Here is a 22746-nt window from a genome sequence, read left to right on the forward strand (position 1 = left end):
ATGAAGCAATGATTCGTACTAAAAATCCATATAATCCTTAAAAAATGGTAAAATTAAATGAAAAGAAGGGGGGATTTCTCTATGGCAGAAAAAAATTTTCAACAGGCTGTTGGTTTTAGCGTAAAAGATACGCTTGCTTTATATTGGCTACATGAAACAGCAAAGGAACCTTGTTATTCCGTTGAAATTTATGAACGTTTTATCGAAAACTTTCCCGGACGGAAGGTAGGGTATGAATATGTCGCACGCGTTGCTAAACAATTAGAGGCGGAGGCTATTCTTACTAGCTCCCTTCAGCAACGTAAAGTGTATTATGATATTACGGATCAGGGAAGGCAACGTTTAATACGATATGAAGAATTATATTATGAGCGTTTTCACGAAATCGTAACTGTGTTAAATCGCTTTTATTTCGAGCTGACACGCAACGGGGAAAAACCACCTAAACCAAACCATGCGTTACCAGAAGAATTTCGCGCTTATTTTTCAAAACTCATTTCGGTGAAAGATGCCGTGCGTTATATTGCATTTAAACTAGGACAAAAGCGTACTGTTTTTTCAATGGCGGATGTTGCTGCTCAGCTAGAAGATTTATTTGGCTGGTCACCTTCTAATAGCTATCTGTATACGATTTCATCGGAATTAGAGGAGAAGGGGTACTTAATCGGAGAGTGGCCAGATGAAAAACGTACAAAACGTCATTTAAAGAGTACGGATGCTGCTACTGAATTCCAGCAACAAATTGCTACTGATTTAACGGCGCAAATAACAGCTAATCGTCGTTTTTTAACATATATGCTGCAATTTTTACGTCAACCTCAATAAAAACCTTTGAATTTATAAATTGTTCGTCGTATAATACAAACAACACTTTGAGAAGGAGTAGTACAGTTTTTATGCTTTTAAAGAGAGCTAGCGGTGCTGTGAGCTAGTAAAGTAGGGAATTGGAATGGACCTTTGAGTGATGACTTGAAACAAATTTAGTAGAGACATCCGGCGGCAACCGTTACTTGCGAGTGGTGACAAAGGTCACAACTGAGGTGGTACCGCGGATTTATTCGTCCTCCATAGAGATTTTTTCTCTATGGGGGCTTTTTTGTTTCAAGAAATGAGTTGAGTAGAGCTGAGAGGAGCAAAAAAAATGACAGTAACAACGACAAGAGCATATTATCAAACAGAAATGGAGGGGGATATGCATACCCCCATTTCTATCTATCACGCTTTAAGTGGCCAGAAGAAAATTTTATTTGAATCCTCTGCTAAACACGAGGAAAGCGGTCGTTATTCATTTATCGCTACGAACCCTTCAATGGAGTTTATCGCAGTGAATAAAGAAATTACAATTATCGATAAGGGACAAAAAAGCGTTGAAACCTCGGTTAATCCTTTTCATCGCCTAAAAGAATTATTACCGATTGATAATAGTGAACTGCCTTTCTCATTTTACGGGGGGGCCGTTGGTTATATCGGTTATGAAACGGCTTTTTATCATGAACAAATCGGGGACTTTTTGGAAGACCCGATTGATATGCCTGATATGCATATGTTATTTTTTGAAACATTTATTATGATTGATCATTTAAAACAAAAACTATATATTGCAAGTATTGACCTCTTTAATGTGGGGTTATCACAAGCGGACTTACGCGCACGCACGATGGTACTTGAAAAGCAATTGATCCAACCGATTCAGCCACTTGTGAGCACGGAGCACGCGCCACAGTTTACTGCGATGATGTCACAAGCAGATTTTTGTCAACTTGTTGTCGATGCTAAAGCACATATCGAAGCGGGTGATTTGTTTCAAATTGTCCTATCGCAACGATTTAAAGCACATTATGAAGGTGATGCGATGCATCTATATCGTCAGTTACGTAAAGCAAATCCATCACCCTATATGTATTACTTAGATTTTGCTGATTATACGGTACTTGGAACATCACCAGAAAGCCTTGTAAAGGTCGAGAATCGTATTGTGACGACAAATCCAATTGCAGGTACTCGACCGCGTGGGGCGACAGTAGAAGAGGATTTACGCTATGAAAAAGAGCTGTTAGCCGATGACAAAGAATTAGCTGAACATCGTATGCTTGTTGATCTAGGGCGTAATGATATTGGCAAGCTATCAAAAACTTCAACGGTAACTGTTCAAAAATACATGGCGATTGAACGTTATAAGTATGTGATGCATATCGTATCAGAAGTAACTGGTGAATTGCTTGATACGATTCATCCATTAGATGTAATCGCAAGTTGTTTGCCGGCTGGAACTGTCTCGGGGGCACCAAAAATAAGAGCCATGCAACTTATCAATCGTTTCGAAAAACAAAAAAGAGGTGTATATGCTGGTGCTGTAGGTTATATTTCGCCAACTGGTAATATGGATTTGGCATTGGCTATCCGTACGATGGTACTAAAAGATCAATATGCCTATGTCCAAGCTGGTGCGGGCATCGTCTATCATTCGCAACCTCTCAAGGAGTTTGAAGAAACCGTCAATAAAGCCAAAGCTCTACTGGAGGTGATGGCATGATTTTATTAATCGATAATTATGACTCATTTACGTACAATTTAGCACAGCAAATTGGTGCGCTCGGAGCAGAAGTTCAAATCATTCGAAATGATATGCTGTCCTTAGCAGCTATTCGCCAACTTAATCCTACCGCCATCGTCTTATCGCCTGGGCCTGGCACACCAGATGATGCTGGAATTTGTTTAGATATTGTAACCTATTTATCCGATGATTATCCGATTCTTGGTATTTGCCTTGGTCATCAAACAATTGCACAAGCTTTTGGTGGGAAAATCGTCCGTGCACAGCAAATTATGCATGGGCGAACATCAACTTTAGAGCATGATGGAGCGGGTTTATTGACACAAGTTTCTGCCTCATCAAGCGTTATGCGTTATCACTCACTTGTCGTTGAGCAACAAAGTTTCCCACATAGTCATTTACTCATTCATGCAACAGCTGAAGATGGTGAGATAATGGCCATTAAACATCGGACGAAAGAAGTATATGGACTGCAGTTCCACCCAGAATCCTTCGGTACTGCAGAGGGGGATCAAATGATTAGCAACTTTTTACACAGTTTAACCGTTATTAAATAGATCGAAGGGCAATAGATGACGAGGAAGCTCGATGATCTATTGCTTTTTTCATAAATTTGGCAGATAGCCTTATTTATATATATACTAGATCTATACACATTAGAACGGGAGGGAAAGAATGAAAAGAGTGATTACTTTATTTATAAGTATTCTTGTTCTTCTTGCAATTATTGCATATGTCTCATTGAATATTATGAATAAGAAAGATGTTTACTTAACACAAGACATTGATGTATCAACAATGTCGCAACTTGCGATTGTATCTAAATCTCTGGATGTTGAGATACAGCCTACTGATAATGAACAATTGACGATTCGAATCGTTGGCAAGGCGAAAAAATCCTATGTAGAAAACTTGAAAATTGATGCTAAAACCCAAGGTGATTTGCTAGCGCTTAGTTATAAGATGGGCGATGAAAAATGGCCGTTTACTTCTGGTATTTCGAATGCTTCTCTGAAATTACAAATATTAATTCCGAGCAAAGACTGGGCGAAAATAATCGTGGAAGCTTCTTCAGGAAATATCAATGCCGAGGCATTAGAAAGTACTGAAATCAATTTCAAATCAACATCAGGTAATATAAAAATGACAAATACAACAGCAGATCAATTAACACTTGAGTCAACTTCTGGTTTACAAGATATTGATAATACAGCTGCGGATGCACTTCATTTGACTTCAACTTCTGGCACTATTGAAGGCGACCATCTCAACGCACAACAGTTTACTGCCAATTCAACATCCGGTGATAAGATAATCAATAATATTACCGCAAATGCCATTGATATTAACAGTACAAGCGGTAGCAATTCGCTTCATATTAGCGATGGAGAAAAAGCACAATTCATGAGTACATCTGGTGATACAGTGGTTCAAACGGAAGAACTATTGTCAGATATTTCAGCAGAATCGACGTCTGGTGATTTTGAATTACATGTAAATCGAAAAATAGACAATTTACGTATTCATTCTTCTCAAACATCAGGTGATCAGCAATTCGATATCAAGGGACTAAATAGTAAACAGTCAACGAATAGTATCGGTGCAGCCACAAATAAATTGAATGTTAAGACGACATCTGGTGATTTTATTTTAAGCGAAATATAAAAACAGCCACAACACGGTCAAATGACTAGGTTGTGGCTGCTTTTATTTGGCACTATCGTGGTCGACTTAAGGAAAATATAACTTGCCGACATCTAAACTATGCAACTCATGCCATTTAATCCAATGTAATGCTAACTCTTTACCAATTTGGATATAGAATGATGCATCTTCTTCAACAGCATCCATTGAAGAACGATTAAACATTGCTAACAACTCTGTATGTAGTGCTTCATTGCCAGCAAGTTCTGCAGCATAAATCTCTTTAAAGGCTAGTAGCTTGGCATCTGCTTGTATGGCATCTTCATCAAAATCGATAAGAGCATGTGCTAAATGACGCAATGTATTCGTATCATAATACATGATGAACCCACCAACTTTAGGCAGTTGGTCGCGTAGATTTTGTGGAAGTTCCTCATACATTTTTTGTGTATCATCTGTGAAACCAAAATGTTCAATTTTTGCTATTTCAATATGTAGAGCAGATAAGTATGCTGCAACGGCAAAGTGATGCTGACCTACTAAATAGGCAATTTGCCCATAACCTCTATACAGATTACTATTTGAAGATTCAATAGAAATGGCTTGCGCATAGACAGTCAAAGCCTGATCGTAATCACCTTTCTCTTTTGCTTCCTCAGCTATTTCAACTAATTTTTCGATTGATACCATAACGTCAAATCCTTTCATATATGTTATTAAACTAGTATAACGAATAAAGCGAGTTTACGACAAATACTTTTTATTTTAACAAAAAAGAACATTTGTTCTTATGTAGCTAAAATAGCATATTTAGTAAAAATAGTTCAAAAAAATTAAATAATGAATAGAATAGATGTTTTTTTAATAAAATCAATCATTTGAAAATGCCCTTTTATAGCCAGTGATATATACTGCACGATTCCATTCATTAGTTGTACAGTCAATCACTTGTTAAAAATTTCTAATTATTGTAGGCTAAATGAACAGAGGAAGTTATATTGAAATAATCTTATATTAACGAAAGAGTGAATAATCCTATGGGCCATCGCAGAAAAACACAGATAAAATTAACCTTATTCATCGTAATTTTTCTAGTTGTGACTACCGCATATACGTTTAACGTACATGCAAAAACAATAGCTAAACCTATATACACGATTACACCAACGTCCAAAACATTCGATTCAATCTACATGAATAGTAAAAATTATAATAAGAATACAAAACATTTTTTCATCCTACGGTCATATTTAGAACAACTTGAAAAAACAAGAGGTGGTAAATTAGTGCTCAAAAGAGGAACATATACTATTTCAAATACCTTGTATATACCGTCCAATAGTACAATAGAATTTGCAGATGGTGTGAAGATTGTCAAAGGTTCTACAACAGGTAATGCATCATTTATGCCTTCGAGTACATTATTTCAGTTAATCAGACCTAGTTATGCAAATAAAACAGACGTTTATGGCAAATTTAATGGAGAAAAAAATATTTCATTCATTGGTAAAGGGACTGTCACAATGGATTTGAAATTACTACCGAGAACATTTGCTATTATTATGGGCCACAATAAAAATATCTTGGTAGATCATATTAATTTCAAAAATATGAATGGTGGTCACTTTATTGAAATGGACGCCTCACAAAAGGTGCAGATTAAAAATTCTTCTTTTAAAAAATCTTTACATGTAAAAGGGCATGACAAGGAGGGGATTAACTTGGATACTCCAGACCGTCAAACAGGGGGGTGGGGGCAAAAGTGGAGTAAATACGATAATCAAGCAAATGATCAAATAACAATTGAAAACAATCTTTTTGATCATTTAGATCGTGCAGTTGGCACACATAAATACTCGAAAAATCAATTGCATAATAAAGTGATAATCCGCAATAACACGATTAAAAATATGTCTTCTGACAGTATTCGTGTTATGAATTGGTCAAATACAATTATTGAAAATAATCTATTTTCTGTGACAAAAGATGCTGAATTAACACGTAACACACGAGGTATATTATTGAGCGGCGCTAGCAATCCAAAAATACAAAAAAATAGCTTTAATTATATTCCACGCGCCATGCAATTCATCGTTTGGAAAAATTCAAATGGTGGTACAACAGTACCTATCTATAATACGCTTAGCAACGGTAACAAAAAAACTTTAGAAAACAATGAAATTCATATTAGTACACCTAAATAAAGACTCGTACAGAAAAACCACTACAATTAACTAGTAGTGGTTTTTTCTGCATAAAGAATCGTTTAAACGCTTGCTTTTAATAATTGCTCAAATAAGAAGAAGTGCAGGATCTAATGAAAGAATGAAAGCTTTTTTGTTATAACTTCTTTTTAGTTTACATAATATAAATTATAGGAAGTTGTATCTCATTTTTAAGTATACTAGTAATAGTGAGATATTTAAGAATAAAAACAATTTCTTGTTGTTGATTAGATGCTGTTACTAATTTTTCTATATATTATTTAGTCTGTGGTTCATCATCCGCAATTATACTGAACACAACTGGACTATGTTTAAAGCCATCATGACAAATCAAATTGTATCTTAAAACGCCTTCACGTACTGCATCTAGTCGAGCAATTACTGTGCAAGAACATTTTATTGCGTTCGTCTATAGTGTAATTCTTCGCAACAATAATGTGCTAATATTGGTGTAATCCAAGTATAACCAATCTCTAAACTGTATTATTACGTAAAACCGATTCGGTATTCTAATCCCTTTTCCTGCTGTAATAAGCTCTATATGATAGGGTCTTGTGTGGCATTATAGCTAGCAATATTAAACTAGAATAAATCCAGAAGCGATCATCCACTGCAACGAGGTATTCCGCCCTCTTTCCCCTATTCTATTGTATTAGACCCTACCAAAATAAAAAGAATAGATGTTTAAAAAAGTGGCTCTGTGTCAGATGTAAACCCACTTCTTTATACTTTAATGTTAGTAAGATCTTCGCTCTCAATCGATCAAATCGTTTATAACCCTATGCAACCCTATGCATTTCGTTTCATTGATTCCTATCCATTACAACGATTTCTACTTGATCACCGAACCTTTGCAAGTACCGTTTTATCGTATCTTTTCGACGATTTGGCAAGATAGCAATCGGTTCATGTGTTTCTGCGTTGGCAATGATTAGTTGGAATTCACCTGCATTTGTCTCTCTTTTATATGCATCAATTGCGAGCGCTTTTGGTAGCGTGACACCTGACACTAATTGTTGTTCTGCGACTTGATCAAAAAAAAACGATGAATAACAGTTGAACTAAATGTCCCCATTTTCTCAGCAACTGATTGGAATGTAGGTGATTTAACGCATAGCATTTGAATCGCTTGATGCCATTCTTTTGAAAAGCGTTGATCACGTTCAATAAAAGAAGTTTTTTCTGAAAAACGTTTTCCACAAGAACAGACATAGCGTCGACGCTTATAATACAAAACCATAAGTCGTTCAAACCATTTTATGTGCTTTTTTCTGTCTATTTTTAGGTATGTTCATCATGATTAAAAGAAATGGCGAGGACTCCTGCCGAAAAACAAGTAGTAAGCAATCGCTATTTCTAATTGTCTAAAACATGAATCATTTTAATACCCCAACATATAGAATAGAACCGAAAAAGCAACAAAAAAGAGAAATCGTATTTGTTGGCGATCTCTCTTTTTATTGACAGTTATTAGTCATATGCACTGATAACTAATCGAATAATTGAATTTTCTTTAATGTACCAGAAAAATCTAAGTACATATGTAGCTGAGCGCGATGATGGACAAGATGTTCTATTATTTGGAGGGCCCAACCTTTTTGACTATGAACGGCACCCCAATAACTCGTGGAGTTTTTTTCAAGTTCTAGCACCGATTGCGTTTGAAAATAATGAATCATTGAATCCATATTACATTGGAATTTATTAACAATGTCAGGCAATGAAATACGCCAATTTTGATGGTAATAAGCATCTATTTCTTGATGACTAACCGATTGAGATAGTAAAACATCAGCAGCTGGAATACAAGATATATGGTTAATAAGCTCTAAAATAGATCTTTTATGTGGAATGGGTCGGTTATACATTGTCTCTTCTGTCACATTCTCTAATAATACTGTGATTGATTGTTTAAGCATAATCAATTGTGCTGTAATGTCATTCATGAAATATCACACCTTCTCTCAATATGTATTTTCAGAAAGCAATAGAATTATTGAACATCTCTTTAAGTATAACGTAGTTTTCGATAACTAGGAAACACTATAAAAAATCGCATTATAAATAGCTGAATTGCCATTTATAATGCGATTTTTTATTTATCTGAGCTAAGCGTTGCTTGCTGTTTTATTAATTTTTGTTTAGCAGTTATTTTGAGTTTTTCATCTGCTAATAGAACATCCTTTGAGGGATAAATATAACCAGGTAATTTTTTACGCAATGCTACAGGTAACTCTTGAAGAACAACAATGAGTTGCTGTAGTTTCCCAATAATCATCCGCTGTTCTTTGCTTGTTGTTTTATCGCCTTTATTGGTTGATTGAGTAGCATTAACCGCTTCAATGGGCATTTTTTTAGTACGTGTCACTAATTTTTTTAATGTGGTACGAATGGATGCTGCATTTGCTTTTACAGTCTTTGTTTGTTGCTCGATGTTTGTTTCTTCGACTGCTTGAGTAGGCATATGTAGCTCTAAATGCTCTATTTGCAAATCAATTTTACGTTCTCCCTGCTTAATCCCAAGTCCAATCATCCAAACAGGTATACCAATGAAAAAAATAATTGAGCAAATAATGACGAATAGTAACAAAGGATCCCCTCCAAATAAAATGAACTACCAAGATAATTCCCCAATATAGTAAATTAAAACTTTATTTGACTGGCAATTGATGTAAAGTAGAGCATAAAAAAAAGCTGATTGACAAAATCAGCTTTTTTTAGAGAAGACGATACTGATTAACTGGACGACCAACAGCTCCATATTCAATATCAATGACCACTATTTTTTGTTTTTCTAAATAATCAAGGTAACGACGAGCCGTCACACGTGCAAGTCCGATACCACTTGCCACGCCTTCTGCAGTCAATGCAGTTTGCCGCTCCACCATCAGATGCAATATTTTATTCATTGTGGCACGATTTAGCCCTTTTGGTAAATCATCTTCCACTGACCTATTAGTATTCGGATGTAAAATCGCATCTAATTCTTGTTGTGTCAGCTCCTGCTTTTTACTTATACGTTCTTTATAATGCATATACTGTCTAATTGTTTGCTGTATGCGTTCGAAAGAAAATGGTTTCATAATATAGTCATAGACACCTAATTGCAGCACCTTTTCAATCGTTTTTTGATCGTTTGCTGCGGTTACGGTAATGACATCCACAGGCAAACCTTGATCTCTAATTTTTTGTAACGTCTCGACACCATCTTGTTTTGGCATAAAAATATCCATAATGACAAGTTGTGGTTGTAATTTTTTTATTTGTAGCAGACCTTCAATACCATTTGCCGCTACACCTATGATGTGAATATCTTTTATTTGAGATAAAAATTGTTCATTCACCTGTCTGACCATCGGATCATCTTCAACAAGTACTACTGTGATCATTTGTCGTATCCCCTATTCCATCGGAAACATGATAGAAATCGTCGTCCCGTTATTTTCTATACTATTTACTTCTATAACACCCTGCGCTTTTTTAACGATGTCCTGTATTAAATATAACCCAATACCATGATTCGTTGATTTCTTTGTAGTAAAACCATTATTAAATATATTTTTTTGTAATGTTTCATTCATACCTATACCGTTATCCTCTAATAAGATGGATAAATAAGCCTCATCTTGGTCAATGCTTATAAATAGTTTTTTATCAGGGCGATTACTTAATTGTAATGCATCAAAAGCATTTTCAATTAAATTGCCCACAACAATAACAAAATCATGAAAATCAAGCGTTGCAGGAAGTAACTGGAGCTGACTATGATGATCAAGTTCTACCTGAATGCCCAGCTCTTTCCCACGATTAATTTTACTTAATACAAGACCAGCTATATTTTGATTTTGAAGACGCTTATTTAAAAAATCGGTTAATTCATCTTGTTCTTCTTGAATATCTACAATATAGGTCAAAGCCTGTGTATAATTTTTTAATTGTAGGAGACCTGCAATCGTATGTAACTTGTTTTTATGCTCATGATTTTGAATACGCAAAGCCTGTACAAATTCCTTCACACCTGTTAATTCCTCTGCCATTTTCTTAACATCCGTACGATCTTGAAAAATCGCGATTGCACCTACTGTTTGGCCTTCAACAATAATGGGGACACGATTGCTTAAAATCGTATGCTGATTAACAAAGAGTTCTTTATTATAAAGCGGACGATTCAAGTCTAGTATTTCCGGTAGTCGTGTATCCGGAATAACATCACGAATATTACGACCGATTACTTGTTGATCAACAACTCCCAGTATGCTGCGCGCCTTGCTGTTAAATAACGTAATCGTATGTTCATTATCTATCGCAACAATGCCCTCATGCATCGCATTAAAGGTTTCTGTACGTTCAATATATAGCTGAGCAATTTCATGCGGTTCATAATTAAGCATTTGCTTTTTTATGCTACGGCTTAAAATATAGGCACCCCAAAATCCAAAAATCATTGATAGCAGGATTGCAAAAAGGATATCTATCTTCATTGACAAAACAATTTCGATAAGTGTTGGTAAACGATAGCCAACATTGACAATGCCGATTTGCTTATGTTGACTATTCATAATAGGGACAAATGATCGCGTCACCGTACCAATCTCTCCCTTAGCAATAGAGGAATAATAATGTTCAGAGTATGCAGCGAGATCATCTGGTGTTTGTGTCACTTGGCCCAGCATACTATGTATGGGATGTGAATAACGGATATGATGCATATCTGTTACGACAATATACTGTGCTTGCTGAATTGTTCTTACTTCTTCTACAATACGATTAATTGTCTTTATTTTCTGTGCTTCCGGCATCTGTTTAGTATTTAGTGTTTGTTGAATTTCTGGTAAGCTGGCAACTGTACGTGCTACGAGCATAGATTTCTCTGTTAATTCACTTTCCTTTGATTTAATAACACTACCTAGTATGAAAATACCTGCAACAGTCAGTGAAAAAAGTATAACAAAGAATATTAATGCTGTAATACGTCTATTAATCGTTAGCTTCATAGACTACGCACCCTTCTATAATGTACAGCTTTTATTGTATCATTAACTTTCGACGCTTGGATTACTCATATATAGATCAAACAAAATTATTTACAAAATGCATCTTTAGATTTATTATATAATTAAACACTTATATAATCATTTGGTTATATAATGACCTAAAAATTATCTGAGTTTATTTTACAGTTAGTAGCGCAACTATTTTATGATAAAAGGAGACATACACATGACTTATTCAGCAATTCCACTTACTTCATCTACTACTCAACAGACAAACGAGGGTGCATCATTACCTGTGGCAATTATAGGTGCTGGCCCCATTGGCTTAGCCGCTGCTGCACATTTACAAGAAAGAAAAATCCCTTTTATTATCATTGAAAAAGGATTGGTCGCTTCTGCTGTAACATCATGGCAACATGTTAGATTATTTTCCCCATGGAAATACAATATAGACGCCGCTGCGCAACGTTTATTAACACAAACTGATTGGCAACAACCAAATGAGGAAAAACTGCCAACTGGTCAGGAACTAGTAGAAAAATACTTAGGCCCATTAGCTAAGCTATTTAAAGATTATGTGTATGTAAAACATGAAGTGATTGCCATCTCTCGACAACAAACGGATCGTATGAAGACAACTAATCGTCAACAGATGCCCTTCGAAATTATTACAAAAACAGAAAATAACATAAAAACTTTTATGGCTGCTGCAGTTATAGATGCTACTGGAACTTGGGGTAATCCTAATCCTGCACTGAGCAATGGTTTATTTCTCCCCGCAGAACGTGCATTACACGAAAAAATCGATTATTCGATTCCAGATATTACTGCGCATAAAGAACGCTATATAAATAAAAAGATCGCTGTTATTGGTGGCGGCCATTCTGCTATTAACTCACTTATACAATTGGTTGCACTAAAAAAACGCTATCCAGATACACAAATTACATGGGTTTTACGAAAAGACAAAGTAGAGCAAGCTTTTGGAGGAGGTCGAGATGATCAATTAGTGAGTAGGGGTCAGCTAGGTTTGCGCATAGCTAAAATAATTGAAGAGCAACTTGTTACGGTCATCACGCCATTTCGAATTCAGTCGATCGAGGAATTACAACATAAAATACACATTAAAAGTTATGATGCACAACGAATTGAAGTCGATCAGATGATCGTTAATACAGGAAATCGCCCTAATTTTACTATTAATCATGAATTACGTTTTGAAGTAGATGCTATTACTGAAGCAGTACCAGCCTTGTCAAATTTAATCGACCCTAATTTGCATAGTTGTGGTAGTGTGGACGCACATGGTGAAAAAGAATTGCGTCAACTGGAAAAAAACTTTTACATCGTTGGTTCAAAATCGTATGGGCGCGCTCCAACCTTCTTAATGGCCACTGGCTACGAACAAGTCCGCTCCATCGCAGCATATTTAGCCGGAGATATGAAAGCAGCACAACAGGTTCAGTTATCTTTACCTGAAACAGGTGTCTGTTCAAGCGATCAAGGCGGGTGCTGCTAAGAGGGGGTCTATAAAACTACCCTAGAAATGAAAAAGGCTATTTACTTCCTATATTTTCAGGAAGTAAATAGCCTTTTTATCAAACGTTTAGTTCCGCTCTAAATTGTTCCAGTCGCTCCCCTATGGCATCACGAACATTTTGGAAAACCAACCATCTTTCTTCTGCTGTCCCCTGTGCTTTTGCAGGATCTTCAAAGCCCCAATGTTCTCGTCTAACAGTAGGAGGCGTTACCGGACATTTATCGGCAGCGTCACCACAAAGCGTAACGATTAATGTTGCTGACTTCAAGAGCGTTTCAGCGACTAAGTCAGATGTCTGATGTGAGATATCAATACCTACTTCTGCCATAGCTTTTATAGCCTGTGGGTTGACACCATGCGCTTGGATACCAGCGCTCTTTACTTGCCAATCTGTCGGCAGTATTTTTTTTGCCCAACCTTCCGACATTTGGCTACGACATGAGTTTCCCGTACATAAAAAATAAATTGTCTTTGTCATTTGTCATTCTCCTCAAGTTAAAATCATGTGAATAGATTGTCTTCCTTTAGTCAATTACTCGACACGATAGTATGTTTCACTGTTTTCTTTGTATAGCGCCGGCAATTCGTCGATGACAGCTTGTATATATAATGATTGTCTATCATGTAAGCGATAATGCTTCCACGTTCCTTTTTTTCTCTCTACTATTATCCCCGCTTCTTTTAATTTACGTAGCTGTTGGCTAACAGCAGGTTGTGAAATTTGTAAAATCGCTACTAAATCACAGACACATTGCTCACCTGTTTTTAAACAGGCTAAAATCTTTAAACGATTCAAATCACTAATAGCCTTCAATTGCCGCTCTATTGAATGAATTGTCTCCAACTACTCACCCCCTATATAACCAATTACTTATATAATAGTATCGTTTATTAGATCCTCTACTGTCAACTATTGAACACTTGAATAACGACCTCATTCACCTGTTAATTCTTTGCTTTCTATCCTTTTTCCAATATAAAAATATGTATTTACGTACGCTATTAAAGTAGCGTTACGTTTAGAAGATTATACTAATTGTCCCTTTGTCATTAAATCTCATTCCCCTTTCTTTCTTACTATATTATACTAATGAAAGTAATTTTCTATGGGGAAATGAGGTGAATGATTTATGCGTATCTATATATTAACTGCCGTGTCGGTGATCTTGCTACTAATTATTAGTATAGGTTATGACAATCAAGTCTTTCAACAACAACAGTTGAGTACAGATATAGAGCAGCAAGGTTTAGAAGATCAAATTACATTAGCAATTAGTCATGTCGTTGCAGAAGATACGCCTAAAGGACGTTCTTTAGCTAAATTTGCAGAGTTAGTTGAAAAATACTCGGATAATTCAATTCAAGTAAAGATCTCTCCAAATGGTATGTTATATAATGATCATTCTGAAGTACAAGCATTAATAGACAATAAAGTTCAAATGATTGCTCCAACATTTTCTAAAATGACTGCTTATGAAAAAAGTTGGGAAGTGCTTGATCTCCCCTTTCTATTTGATAATGAAGAACAAGTTGAAAAAGTGTTAACCAGTCGAGTCGGTCATAATCTATTGAATATGTTACAACAAGATAAGATGCTCGCGTTAGGTTTTTGGCAAAATGGTTTCAAACAAATGATTGCACAAGACGGTTTATTAAGAGAACCGAGTGATTTTCAAGGGCTGGTTACTCGTGTGATGCCAAGTACAGTATTAGAGGAACAATTTAACTTGCTGAAAGCACAACCCATCCGTGCATCATTTGATGAGGTATATAACGCCATTGATACAAATAGTATTAAAGCGATGGAGAACACACTATCCAATATTTATTCCAAAGGTTTTTATAAAAAAGATCGTCATATTACATTATCAAATCATGGTTTATTGGGTTACGCAGTCATTATGAATAAAGATTTTTTCAATCGCTTGAATAGCAAACAGCAAGACGCCATTAAAAAGGCCATGGCGGATGCAACAGCATACAATTATAAAAATGCACAACGAATGAATGAACTAAGCTATCAAGCTTTGCAAAATGAAAACATGCATTTTGCAGAACTTACTATGACACAAATAAATCACTGGAAAACAGTTTTTTCTCCTCTATATAAAACATATAAAAATTCGGAAAACGCCTATTTTTTAAGGGATATACAGTCTGTGCTACAACAATAAGGTCATTTTTATTTTCACTATGACAATTTATAATTATCGCATTTAGAAGCAAAAAAAGCATTTTTTTCTCTCTAAATGCGATTTTTTTATAGTTTTTTTCAAAAAGACCAAAAAGATCAAAATGAACAGTATCACCAAAATATTTCTTTGTACTATCACAGGTATTATGATGTGTTTGTAAGCGGTACCAAAATAGATGAAAAAATCATAGTAGAGGGATGGTTGCAAATGAAACTATTAAAAAACTTAACAGTCCAAGTTGTATTGGGGATTATACTTGGCATTATCGTCGGCTTTACCTTTCCAAATTTTGGCGTAGAATTAAAAGTATTAGCAGATATTTTCATTAAATTAATTAAAATGTTAATTGCTCCAATTATTTTCTTAACCGTTGTTATTGGTATTGGTGGCATGGGGGATATGAAAAAAGTAGGAAAAATTGGAGGGAAGGCCTTAATCTACTTTGAAATTGTATCAACAATCTCATTAGCAATTGGTTTCATAGTTGTACATATTTTACAACCAGGCAAAGGATTGGATACTTCGAATGTGGATGCATCTGCAGTATCAGCATTTACGAAAGCCGCAGCTGAACAAGAAAGTGGCTTTATACCATTTATTATGAATATTTTACCGTCAAACTTCTTTGGTGCGATTGCAAATGGCGAGTTGTTACCCATCTTAGTTTGTGCTGTATTATTTGGTTTAGCCGCCGCATCAATTGGTGAAGCAGCTGCCCCAGTAATGAAGGTATGTGTATCCGCTTCTGAAATTTTCTTCAAAATTATTGGCATGGTCATGATCATCTCTCCACTAGCCGCATTTGGCGCTATGGCATTTACCATTGGTTCATTTGGTATGAAATCCTTATTAAACTTAGGTGAATTAATGTTAGGTGTTTATATTACGATGGCTTTATTCATTATTTTAGTACTAGGTGGAATTATGAAATTCTTCGGTTTTAATATCTTCAAATTTTTAGCCTATATTAAAGAAGAAATTTTAATTGTACTGGGTACATCTTCATCAGAAACGGCGTTACCAGGTATTATGAAAAAGCTTGAGAAATTCGGTTGTTCTAAACAAGTAGTTGGTTTAGTCGTACCTACAGGCTATTCATTTAACTTGGATGGTACATCTATCTATCTTTCTATGGCCGCAATGTTCATCGCGCAAGCATACGGTGTCGATATGACATTAGGCAGTCAAATAATGCTACTACTCGTACTGATGGTTACATCTAAAGGAGCCGCAGGTGTTACAGGTTCTGGTTTTGTAACGTTGGCCGCAACATTAGCCGTCTTCCCCGCTATCCCTGTTGCAGGAATCGCATTATTAATTGGTGTCGATCGTTTCATGTCTGAGGCACGCGCGATTACAAATTTAATCGGGAATTCTGTTGCAACAGTCGCTATTTCTAAAATGGAAAATGAATTTGATGCTGAAAAACATTTAGAAACGATGAAAAATGCTAAAAAAGTTCAAATAATCGAATCTTAATAGATCAACAATAAAAGAACGATCTCACAAAAACAGGGCAACAATCTTCTATAGACACTAGATTGTTGCCCATTCTTCTTGTGAAATATAATTAGCGCTATCTCTCCAATAACCAAATTCGGTATCTATCAAAATATAGATAAAACAGTTTACATAATAATATTATTTGTTTTTAAATAATTACATCTATATACTAGTCCACTAAAAGACTTTCATACTACTAATAAAATCCTCATCTATCAGCACAAATGGCTACTCTATTAGATGCAGTGGTCATTAACGATTGTCAATTCATAATATGACCATGTATCCTAATTTTTAGCTAAAACTAAAGACTAGGCAATACAACGTTCTATGACTTGCCCTCACTTCTAATCATATAGAATATAAAAAATAACCTTCGAAAATGATTATTTTCGAAGGTTATTAAATTAGTTTACATAATAATATTATTGTTTTCTCTGCAAATGAGCATGTATGATGCTAAAAATAAGTTGTTTTCTCTGCAAATGAGCATATATGATACTAGAAATAAGTTGTTTCCTCTGCGAATGAGCATGTATGGTGCTAGAAATAAGTTGTTTCCTCTGCGAATGGGCATGTATGGTGCTAGAAATAAGTTGTTTCCTCTGCGAATGGGCATGTATGGTGCTAGAAATAAGTTGTTTTCTCTGCAAATGAGCATATATGATACTAGAAATAAGTTGTTTTCTCTGCGAATGGGCATGTATAGTGCTAGAAATAAGTTGTTTTCTCTGCGAATGAGCATCAATTAGTTATTTTTAGCTACTCATTGTCTGGTAATACCGCAAATGAGCGGACTGGAAAGCCTGAAGCTTCCTCTGGTTTGGCGACAATATTAAAAATAATAGCACCTTTAGCTGGTAATTCATGTAAATTAGTGAGTAACTCAATTTGATACGTATCTTGATCTAATACATAGTATTCTGCCAATAGTTGCCCATTTTTAGCATACTCTTTACTCGAATCTGTATCAAATGTTTCATGACCAATTGCTGAGATATGCCTTTTTTCAAATAGAAATTTTAATACATCTACTGACCAACCAGGGGCATGATTTCTACCAGTATCATCCTTGTTATTAAATGCATCCCTGTTTGGCCATCTTTTACTCCAATCTGTACGAAGTGCGACAAATGAGCCCGCTTCGATTAAACCATGCTGTTGTTCAAAAAAGACGATATCATCAAGAGTAATCGTATATTCATCATCCTCTTCAACTTGATCTACTATATTAACAACGACGAGTGGTAATACAAGCTCTTTCAATTTTAAATCTTCTACATGACGCGTATTACGTACAAAATGAACCGGTGCATCAAGATGCGTACCGTACTGTCCAGCAAATGAGAAATTTTGTGCTAAAAAACCATCATCATGCGTAAAAAGAAGAGTTTTTTCTAATGAAGGAAAAGCATTAAAATGTGGAGATGTAGCACCAAAAATATGTGTTAAATCAATCCATTTCTTATCTTTAATCGTCTGCAAAGCCTGTGCTAATTGCAGTTTTTTACAGTCTACTGCCATTTTATCACTCCTCATTTTGACTACAAAAAAACCTCTCCTGGATAAGAAGAGGTTTTGAATAGTCAAAATGGGCTCTCCTTATCTTTTAGCTCACGCTACAGGATTTAGCACAGTACAATTTTCATTGCCTGTTGCTGAAGGGTCAAAGGGCCAGTCCCTCGCCTTCTCTTGATAAGAGGTACGATTCTTTTGTGTAATTTCATACTATAGTATATCAATAGGAATTGCAAGTTTTATTTTCATTTTTCAGAAAACTTCTGAAAAATAGCATCTTTTTCTCTCGTCATTCGTTGTAAAAGATCTGCTACAGTCGGTATATCATCAATTAAACCAACTATTTGCCCAGCAAAGCCAATCCCGTCTTCACGCCCCTCATAAATGAGCCGTTTATTTGCCTCTCCACTAATATGCTCACGTAAAGCGTCATAAGTTGGTGTCTTCTCTTCGATCTCTATTATTTCATCAGCATAATCATTATGTAACACGCGTGCTGGTCCCCCGATTGAGCGTTTAATTACGACTGTATCGGATTCGTTGGCTGCTACTATTTGTTCTTTATAAGATGAAGCGGCATGCACACATTCTACCGTATTGATAAAACGCGTCCCCATCTCAATACCTTGTGCGCCAAGTGCTAATGCTGCTGCATAACCCCGTCCATCCCCAATACCACCAGAGGCAATGACGGGAATCGAAACACAGTCGACAACACGTGGTGTTAAAACCATTGTCCCTAAATCTTCGCGCCCAAGATGACCGCCGCCTTCTTGACCAACGACGATGACGGCATGTGCCCCTAATTCTTCTGCTTTTTGTGCCTGTCTAACCCCAGCAGTTAATATGATAATTTTACACTTTGCGCCTTTTAATAATGCCATAACAGGTGCTGGATTACCGCCAGTAATCGAAATCACTGGTACATTTTCTTCAACTGCAACACGCACGAAATCTTCATAACCAGAACCATGCATACCAATTGCAAAATTAACACCGAAGGGTTTATTTGTACGTGTTTTGGTTTTATTAATCTCATCGCGTAGTGCTTCTGGAGATGGTAGACTTAATGCTGTCACCTGCCCCAAACCACCGGCATTTGATACAGCGGCTGCCAATTCTGCATAAGCTAAATAAGCTAATCCCCCTTGTATGATCGGTTTCTCGATGCCAAATAAATCAGTTATTGCCGTTTTCATCATTATTTCCCCCTCTATATAAAATAAACCTAGAATGATCTCATTCTAGGTAGTGGTTTTGTATCTCTTTGCGTAATGTTTCGTCAATACCATAATCTTGTAATAAATAAGTCTCCACCGTTCCGTAATGATCGATGATCGAATCATATGCTGCTGTCAAAAAAGACGCATTTACGCCTACTATAGCTTTTACTACTTCTTTGTCTGGAATTAACTCCTCTACAATGCCAACCCAAGAAGGTGGGTTGGCACGCAGTGATTGATTTGTCAGCATATAATCTTTCATAATGTCTTCGAATGAAACATCTAATATTAAAAATAATATCATTGCTCCAACACCTGTTCGATCCTTACCAGCAGTACAATGATGTAGTAGAGGTACACTGTATTTTGAAAATTCATCAACTAGTTTAATATAGGACGGATTGGCAATTGGAAGTTCACGATAGAAGTCTGTAAAACTATCGAGAGAAAAATGCTGGAAATTTTGATTTTTCATAATGTCTTTCATATTGGCGGTTTCAAGAACGCTATCAGCCTTACGTGCGGGTATACGTACAAACTTAATACCTTCCATAGCTGGTGTTGGACTATTTTTAGCTTCATCATCATCTCGATAATCAAAAATTGTCTGAACTTTCAAGCTATTTTCTAATTGATCTATATCATTGAGTGTACTCGTATTCAAATCACCACTACGAAAAATAAGCCCCGGTTTAATCTTTCTGCCATCGATTGTCCTTATTCCATCAGCATCTCTAAAATTAAAAATCCCTTCAAATTTAACAGTCGTCATAGTTAGCCCCCTAAGTGATTAATTCTTTGATAATTTTATTACGTCATGTATTGGCATGTTTTGTGTAATTTCCGCTTCTGTAATGCCGTAATAATGACCTTAATCATGCTGATTTTTATTCTTCAATTGCGATAAAATTAGCCAATTTAGCACCCTTCAACCTTTTTAATAACGCCCTCTTGGCTAGTATGGCCTTTTTACTAAAGAGTCTAAATTAGCCGTGACGTAGATAAAACAACTTGTTTAGGCGACCCTTATCCCGCATCGTCTGTGTCAGTTGCTTAAACACGTCCCCATTACTGAATACCCTGTTTAGTGCATAGCTAGACTAAAGTCGCCTGATCTTTTAACAAGGAGCTTACAATATGCTGTGAACCCCACTGATGTTGTGATACTTGTTCAATCGGATATCGTTTTGGGAACAATTCTTCTGTAATCCTAGCAATATTTTCACCGGCATCTGATAATTTGTTACATTGTGATTTTATATTTTCTAAAAACATTATTTTTTTCATAATCATCTCGCGACCATTTGCGATATAACCGGCGTGACAGCAAAACATTTTTTCAAAATCATACGTTAAGACCCGTTTTAATGAATTAATGGTATCATGTACATTTTCCGTATCTAAAATTACTTTAGGGCTAGGTGTGACAAAAAGATCGCCTGTGAATAGTATTTTTAAATCCTTACAATAGAAAGAAAGATGGTCTTTTGTATGTCCTGGAGTGGCTATTGTTTCCCATTGATAATGATCAGATTTAAAATGCTTAGGCAAAGCAGTTGCTTCAAAAGGATGACGTATACCCCATATTGCTTGGCGATATAAGGGCGTTTGCTCATAACCTCGACATATTTCAACCGAGTCTTCATGAATATAAATGTCTTTGTGTAAATTTTCTTGTAGCCATGCTGCACCGGCTGTATGATCTTCATGATTATGAGTCAAAACTACTTTTGAAATCTTTTGCTTTACAAACCATTTTTTGAAATCTTCCAATAAAGTTTCGGAACCTGTATCAATTAATAAACCGTCTATAGCAAATGCGTGTACGCTCATATGCGCTCCATTTAAAAAGACATGTCCTAAAATCATTTCAACCTCTTGTTGTGTGCTTGTTTCAATCTTTGTTGTAGTACTCATTCGTATTGACACGCTCCTTATTGACTAAATTTTACCACTTTCCTTATCTAACAACATCATAAAAGCGTTTTCAGAAAATTGCAATGAAAAATAGTTACGCTCATTAATACATCAATTCACTTCATTATACTACTATATTCTCTAAAACATAAATAGCCTACAATTTTCAGATATTTCAGTATTGACTGAAATATTATACCATTGTATGCTTGCTTTACTAAAAAAGAGAGCGCGTCATCGAAGGGATATGAGCATATGAAAGATTTTTTTAATAAGTTATTAACAGGTATGAGTTTGGGTATTGTTGTATGCTTAATACCGAATGCATTAGTAGGAGAGATATTGAAATTAATCATCCCAACAATTCCGAGCCTCCAAACCTTTTTAAATATTACTTTACTGGCAATGAGTCTATTACCAATCGGCATTGGTGTCATGGTTGCTATTCAATTTAAACTGACACCCATTCAAACGATGAGTGTTGGTTTAGCGACAATGGTCGGTAGCGGCGTTGTCAATTTCTCAGAAACTGGCATGACAATGGCGGGAATCGGAATTGTTATTAATATTGGACTTACTGCTGGTCTTGCCGTGTTATTCGTACAATTTTTAGGCACAAAACTAAAGGATTGGACTTTATTATTAATGCCTATACTGTCTTTATTTATTCCGGGAATGGTTGGAATGCTACTGCTTCCTTATGTAAAAGCTGGCTCCGACGTTGTTGGTCTGGGTGTTGCTACATTAACCGATTTACAACCAATTATTATGGGCATGTTAATTGCCATGATTTTTTCAGTGCTGATCATTTCGCCTATTTCAACAATTGGTGTCGCTACGGTCATTATGCTGAGTGGTGTAAGCGCTGGTGCTGCTAATCTTGGTGTTTGTGCAGCGGGAGTCGGTATGGCAATTGCTAGCTATCGTTCAAATAACTTAGGTACGTCGCTAGCACATATCGCTTCTGCGAAAATTCAAATGAGGAATTTTTTTATGAAACCTAAAATTGCCGCACCTACTATTTTAACTGCTGCTATTCTAGGTGCTTTAGCTGGTGTGCTAAAAATTACAGGTGACCCTTATTCTGCGGGATTTGGCTTAGCAGGTTTTGTTGGACCATTAAAATATTTATCGATTGAGCAATGGTCGCCTTCCAGCATTGTTATTTCATTAGTGATGTTTATCATCCTTCCAATTATTTTGAACATCTTTTTCCTACGCTTATTTGAAAGAAAGTTAAAATGGATTTCACCGAAGGATTATAAAGTAAACTACGATTAATACTCAAAAAGAGAGCCGCTCATAACTTTAAATGAGCAGCTCTCTTTTTAGCCTTTTAAGGTGTTTATACGCCCTTTCAAGCATATAATAACCTCTAACTACACCTCGCCTCTTAACCATGCTCAAACGGCTGTAAACATTGAAAAACAAAG

22 protein-coding genes, 1 riboswitch and 1 other annotated feature are annotated in these 22746 nt (G+C 35.9%); of the genes, 9 read left to right on the plus strand and 13 right to left on the minus strand.

Annotated elements, in window-relative coordinates; translation table 11 throughout:
- Positions 1-81 precede the first annotated feature (81 nt).
- The 4 genes from DEX24_RS05170 to DEX24_RS05185 all read left to right on the plus strand — a co-directional run bounded on the left by DEX24_RS05170 (position 82) and on the right by DEX24_RS05185 (position 4219).
- Complete coding sequence (locus tag DEX24_RS05170; protein ID WP_109305345.1) at positions 82-825, plus strand: hypothetical protein; 744 nt, start codon at positions 82-84, stop codon at positions 823-825.
- Positions 826-863: 38 nt separating this feature from the next.
- Positions 864-1069, plus strand: a binding site (T-box leader).
- A gap of 72 nt (positions 1070-1141) precedes the next feature.
- Entirely contained in the window at positions 1142-2533 is a 1392-nt protein-coding gene (gene trpE / locus DEX24_RS05175; RefSeq protein ID WP_109305346.1) for an anthranilate synthase component I, read from the plus strand.
- Positions 2530-3111 (plus strand): anthranilate synthase component II, encoded by a 582-nt coding sequence (locus tag DEX24_RS05180; protein WP_109305347.1) that lies wholly within the window; start codon positions 2530-2532, stop codon positions 3109-3111. Before trpE ends, DEX24_RS05180 begins: the two co-directional genes overlap by 4 nt.
- A 118-nt stretch (positions 3112-3229) precedes the next feature.
- Positions 3230-4219, plus strand: coding sequence for a DUF4097 family beta strand repeat-containing protein (locus tag DEX24_RS05185; protein ID WP_109305348.1), 990 nt, complete (start codon positions 3230-3232; stop codon positions 4217-4219).
- 66 nt (positions 4220-4285) lie between these two features.
- On the opposite strand, the gene DEX24_RS05190 is transcribed toward DEX24_RS05185, so the two are convergent.
- Complete coding sequence (locus tag DEX24_RS05190) at positions 4286-4888, minus strand: hypothetical protein (protein WP_109305349.1); 603 nt, start codon at positions 4886-4888, stop codon at positions 4286-4288.
- A 596-nt stretch (positions 4889-5484) separates the two neighbouring features.
- Here DEX24_RS05190 and DEX24_RS05195 point away from each other — a divergent pair.
- Positions 5485-6402, plus strand: coding sequence for a right-handed parallel beta-helix repeat-containing protein (locus DEX24_RS05195; protein WP_246131438.1), 918 nt, complete (start codon positions 5485-5487; stop codon positions 6400-6402).
- Positions 6403-7226: 824 nt separating this feature from the next.
- Here DEX24_RS05195 and DEX24_RS05200 read toward each other — a convergent pair.
- The 6 genes from DEX24_RS05200 to DEX24_RS05225 form a co-directional block, all read right to left on the minus strand.
- Positions 7227-7433 (minus strand): transposase, encoded by a 207-nt coding sequence (locus DEX24_RS05200; RefSeq protein ID WP_109305351.1) that lies wholly within the window; start codon positions 7431-7433, stop codon positions 7227-7229.
- Positions 7433-7663, minus strand: a complete 231-nt coding sequence (locus DEX24_RS17810; RefSeq protein ID WP_109305352.1) for a helix-turn-helix domain-containing protein — start codon at positions 7661-7663, stop codon at positions 7433-7435. Before DEX24_RS17810 ends, DEX24_RS05200 begins: the two co-directional genes overlap by 1 nt.
- Positions 7664-7913: 250 nt before the next feature.
- Positions 7914-8369 carry a DinB family protein gene (locus DEX24_RS05210; RefSeq protein WP_109305353.1) on the minus strand — a complete coding sequence of 152 codons (456 nt, stop codon included), beginning with the start codon at positions 8367-8369 and terminating at the stop codon, positions 7914-7916.
- A gap of 149 nt (positions 8370-8518) precedes the next feature.
- A complete protein-coding gene (locus tag DEX24_RS05215; RefSeq protein ID WP_109305354.1) occupies positions 8519-9013 on the minus strand; it encodes a hypothetical protein in 495 nt (164 codons plus the stop codon).
- A gap of 127 nt (positions 9014-9140) precedes the next feature.
- Positions 9141-9812 (minus strand): response regulator, encoded by a 672-nt coding sequence (locus DEX24_RS05220; RefSeq protein WP_109305355.1) that lies wholly within the window; start codon positions 9810-9812, stop codon positions 9141-9143.
- A gap of 12 nt (positions 9813-9824) precedes the next feature.
- Positions 9825-11417, minus strand: a complete 1593-nt coding sequence (locus DEX24_RS05225; protein WP_109305356.1) for an ATP-binding protein — start codon at positions 11415-11417, stop codon at positions 9825-9827.
- A gap of 226 nt (positions 11418-11643) precedes the next feature.
- On the opposite strand from DEX24_RS05225, the gene DEX24_RS05230 reads away from it, so the two are divergent.
- A complete protein-coding gene (locus DEX24_RS05230; protein ID WP_109305357.1) occupies positions 11644-12936 on the plus strand; it encodes an FAD-dependent oxidoreductase in 1293 nt (430 codons plus the stop codon).
- Between the two features lie 79 nt (positions 12937-13015).
- On the opposite strand, the gene arsC is transcribed toward DEX24_RS05230, so the two are convergent.
- Entirely contained in the window at positions 13016-13435 is a 420-nt protein-coding gene (gene arsC / locus DEX24_RS05235; protein WP_109305358.1) for an arsenate reductase (thioredoxin), read from the minus strand.
- Between the two features lie 54 nt (positions 13436-13489).
- Positions 13490-13801 (minus strand): ArsR/SmtB family transcription factor, encoded by a 312-nt coding sequence (locus tag DEX24_RS05240; RefSeq protein WP_109305359.1) that lies wholly within the window; start codon positions 13799-13801, stop codon positions 13490-13492.
- Positions 13802-14087: 286 nt separating this feature from the next.
- Here DEX24_RS05240 and DEX24_RS05245 point away from each other — a divergent pair, with 286 nt between their 5' ends.
- Positions 14088-15131, plus strand: a complete 1044-nt coding sequence (locus DEX24_RS05245) for a DctP family TRAP transporter solute-binding subunit (protein ID WP_109305360.1) — start codon at positions 14088-14090, stop codon at positions 15129-15131.
- Positions 15132-15359: 228 nt separating this feature from the next.
- Positions 15360-16631: a C4-dicarboxylate transporter DctA gene (dctA, locus tag DEX24_RS05250; RefSeq protein WP_109305361.1), complete on the plus strand. Its 1272-nt coding sequence runs from the start codon at positions 15360-15362 to the stop codon at positions 16629-16631.
- Between the two features lie 786 nt (positions 16632-17417).
- Here the strand turns inward: dctA and DEX24_RS05260 are convergent.
- The 4 genes from DEX24_RS05260 to DEX24_RS05275 all read right to left on the minus strand — a co-directional run bounded on the left by DEX24_RS05260 (position 17418) and on the right by DEX24_RS05275 (position 21313).
- The gene (locus tag DEX24_RS05260; RefSeq protein WP_109305363.1) at positions 17418-18179 is read right to left on the minus strand and encodes a cyclase family protein; all 762 of its coding nucleotides are present in this window, start codon (positions 18177-18179) and stop codon (positions 17418-17420) included.
- A gap of 75 nt (positions 18180-18254) precedes the next feature.
- A riboswitch (SAM riboswitch) is annotated at positions 18255-18357 on the minus strand.
- Between the two features lie 61 nt (positions 18358-18418).
- The gene (locus DEX24_RS05265) at positions 18419-19378 is read right to left on the minus strand and encodes an NAD(P)H-dependent flavin oxidoreductase (RefSeq protein WP_109305364.1); all 960 of its coding nucleotides are present in this window, start codon (positions 19376-19378) and stop codon (positions 18419-18421) included.
- A gap of 34 nt (positions 19379-19412) precedes the next feature.
- Positions 19413-20168 (minus strand): tyrosine-protein phosphatase, encoded by a 756-nt coding sequence (locus DEX24_RS05270; protein WP_109305365.1) that lies wholly within the window; start codon positions 20166-20168, stop codon positions 19413-19415.
- Between the two features lie 323 nt (positions 20169-20491).
- On the minus strand, positions 20492-21313 hold the full coding sequence (locus DEX24_RS05275) for an MBL fold metallo-hydrolase (RefSeq protein WP_109305366.1): 822 nt from the start codon (positions 21311-21313) through the stop codon (positions 20492-20494).
- 255 nt (positions 21314-21568) lie between these two features.
- On the opposite strand from DEX24_RS05275, the gene DEX24_RS05280 reads away from it, so the two are divergent.
- On the plus strand, positions 21569-22594 hold the full coding sequence (locus tag DEX24_RS05280) for a PTS sugar transporter subunit IIC (RefSeq protein WP_109305367.1): 1026 nt from the start codon (positions 21569-21571) through the stop codon (positions 22592-22594).
- Positions 22595-22746 lie beyond the last annotated feature (152 nt).

Source organism: Kurthia sibirica (genome assembly GCF_003143975.1).
In the GTDB taxonomy this organism is placed as follows: domain Bacteria; phylum Bacillota; class Bacilli; order Bacillales_A; family Planococcaceae; genus Kurthia; species Kurthia sibirica.